The 3,020-nt window shown below is 43.1% G+C and carries 4 protein-coding genes; 3 read left to right on the forward strand and 1 reads right to left on the reverse strand.

What is annotated here, in order from left to right:
- The coding region (locus F6K57_RS41650; RefSeq protein ID WP_293075038.1) for a hypothetical protein at positions 1-254 on the reverse strand (254 nt) is incomplete at its 3' end.
- Between the two features lie 943 nt (positions 255-1,197).
- On the opposite strand from F6K57_RS41650, the gene F6K57_RS41655 reads away from it, so the two are divergent.
- The 3 genes from F6K57_RS41655 to fabF all read left to right on the forward strand — a co-directional run.
- Complete coding sequence (locus F6K57_RS41655; protein ID WP_158069694.1) at positions 1,198-1,353, forward strand: hypothetical protein; 156 nt, start codon at positions 1,198-1,200, stop codon at positions 1,351-1,353.
- Positions 1,354-1,552: 199 nt separating this feature from the next.
- A complete protein-coding gene (gene acpP / locus F6K57_RS41660) occupies positions 1,553-1,810 on the forward strand; it encodes an acyl carrier protein (protein WP_075901640.1) in 258 nt (85 codons plus the stop codon).
- Positions 1,811-1,873: 63 nt separating this feature from the next.
- On the forward strand, positions 1,874-3,020 hold a 1,147-nt coding region (gene fabF / locus F6K57_RS41665), incomplete at its 3' end, for a beta-ketoacyl-ACP synthase II (RefSeq protein WP_293075041.1).

Below are 3,020 nucleotides of genomic sequence, written 5' to 3' on the forward strand. Positions count from 1 at the left end.
ACAATAAACTTATTTAATATCACAATAATTTGCTGATGACTTTCTTTGAGTTCATATTCCAGCCACTTAATTTTATCATTAGCCAAATTAATATCTTGTTCAATGGCTTCATAGTTATTTAAACTAAAAAAAAACCAATAGATTAATAAGTTTTGGATTTGATTGCTATCTTTGAGAGTATGATTTTTTGGGTTAAAATCATAAATAGCTAATAAAAACCAGCTGAATAACCAAAAACTGAGACTTGAATTCATGAGAGCTTCGTTGTAAAGTAATTACATCACTTTTAGCATCAACGTGACCTAGCACGACAACCGTGTAAATACATAATTAAGCTAACTGAGTTAACTCATTCCAAAACTCATATTACGAGCAATTTTACCTAAGTCGTGTATTTTGAAAAGCTCCTCTTGATAAAACAAATTTTTTTTACTGCTGCCCTTTTAGTAGAGATTGGTTAGTTAGCCCATAAACTAATACCAATTATTCAAAATAGGACTTATAGATGCAGATGGTCAGATGCTTAGATGCTCAGATGCTTAGATGCTCAGATAAAATAAATGTGTACCCTTGTCAGCACTAAGAATTGGGATAACCTAAGAATTGGGATAACCTAAGAATTGGTAAAAGTACTATATTAAGATTGGTAGAAGTACTGTATTAAGTATTCATACTGATACTAAGCTCGACTTAATGGATTTACGATGGGCGATCATGGGCGATCGCAACTCCGTAAAACCCATAAGCATTAGGCTTTTTGACTCTTTAAAGGTGACTAAGATACCCGATATGCAAAGAGTCTACCGCTCTGTTTAAGGAAGGCTTGAGAAGTCAGCTTCCCCCTACTCGTTTTTTTTATAAAATTTTATTTCATTAGCTTGACAAAAATAACAAACAGCTGAAAATTTATAATACCGACCATCGTGAATTAACAGGGTGAGCTCCGATGCCGAAATTCTGCCCATGAAGCTGTAACGGGGTGGATCTCATTGTCTTGATGCAGCGCGGTCATGGAATTTCCCCCATGACCGTAATGGTGCGTTTGACCCGTAATTTAATTCGCCACGGCACCTCTATATCGCTTTTGCAGTTTGACCTGGTGGTGCGTTATGGGAGGCACTGTCCCAAAACTGGCTACAGCTTGCGTCTTGGCGAGCTCGTCTTCTGTGCGCACCATTAGCAACTTTTTTACAAATAATGAGATGCACCCGCTCTAACGTGCTGGGCCAACTCTCGGAAGGCAACGGTCATGTCAGGTCAAAGCAGCAGCAGTTTGGCGAGGTTTGGTGTACAATTCCTAAGGATGTCTCTAGGTCAGCTATGGAATTGTGGTTCCAACTAAGCAGTTCTTGAGTGTTGAGGACATTGATATACGATGATACGGGGAACAAAGGCACCAAAGCCTTTGATGATTAAGGGAAGTGGTGTCATGCCAAACAAGCATTATTACCTATCTACAAGATCAGACCTCTTTCGGATAAGATCATAAAACCCCTAAAATCAGTAAGTACTGCTTGAGAGGTTATAGCTAAAAAGGCTGAGGAATATATATATGAGCGAAATTTTCGATAAAGTTAAGGATATCGTTTCAGAACAGTTGGACGTTGATGGGGAGGAGGTTAAGCCAGAAGCCAGCTTTGCCAACGATCTGGGCGCTGACTCCTTAGACACAGTTGAATTGGTGATGGCCTTAGAAGAAGCTTTCAATATCGAAATCCCTGATGAAGCGGCGGAAAAGATCGACACTGTTCAAAAGGCTGTGGATTACATTGAGGAAAAAGTAGGAGCAGGAGCAGAAACTCCAGCTTGATCAGCCTGATTCATTACCGCAAGTTCTGCGTTCACGGTCGATAAGCCTAGTTTTAATGGCATGATGACAAACTTTGAGAAAAAACGGGTCGTTGTTACAGGTCTCGGTGCAATTACGCCGATAGGCAACACTGTGGCTGAGTACTGGGAAGGGTTGTTAAACGGACGCAATGGTATTGGTTTAATTTCCTTATTTGATGCCTCCAAGCATGCTTGTCGTATTGCTGGCGAGGTGAAGGGCTTTGATCCCCAGGACTACATGAAGCGTAAGGAAGCAAATCGTATGGATCGCTTTGCTCAATTTGCGGTTTCTGCCAGTAAGCAAGCATTAGCTGATGCCCAGTTTGAGATCAATGACCTGAACGCAGAACAGGTCGGTGTAATGATTGGCACTGGCATCGGTGGTCTGAAGGTACTGGAAGACCAGGAAACAGTTCTTATTAAACGTGGACCTGACCGCTGTAGTCCGTTTATGATCCCGATGATGATTGCTAACATGGCAGCTGGTCAAACAGGAATTCATACGGGAGCGAAGGGACCCAATAGTTGCCCAGTTACTGCTTGTGCCGCAGGGTCTAATGCCGTAGGCGATGCGTTTCGCTTAATCCAGCGAGGCTATGCCCAAGCCATGATTTGTGGCGGTGCTGAAGCGGCGGTGACTCCCCTAGCAATGGCTGGGTTTGCATCAGCACGAGCTTTATCTACTCGTAACGATACTCCTGAGTCAGCTTGCTGTCCTTTTGATATCGCTCGCAATGGCTTTGTGATGGGAGAAGGTTCTGGGATTCTGATCCTAGAGGAACTAGAACACGCCGTCAGTCGTGGAGCAAAAATTTATGCCGAAATCGTCGGCTATGCCATGACCTGTGATGCCCATCACATCACATCCCCTGTACCAGGTGGCGAAGGAGCAGCAAGGGCTATAGCACTGACGATGAAGGATGCTGGGTTGACGGCCGAACAGGTTAGCTACATCAATGCCCACGGCACTAGCACACCTGCTAATGATAAAACCGAAACAGCAGCGATTAAAAAAGCCCTAGGAGACCATGCCTATAAAGTAGCAATTAGCTCCACCAAATCTATGACAGGTCATTTGTTGGGAGGGTCTGGTGGCATTGAAGCAGTGGCTTCAGTGATGGCAATTGCCCATGACCAGATTCCACCAACGATAAATTTGAACAACCCAGACCCTGAATGTGATTTGGATT

This window comes from Moorena sp. SIO4A5 (assembly GCF_010672005.1).
GTDB lineage: Bacteria > Cyanobacteriota > Cyanobacteriia > Cyanobacteriales > Coleofasciculaceae > Moorena.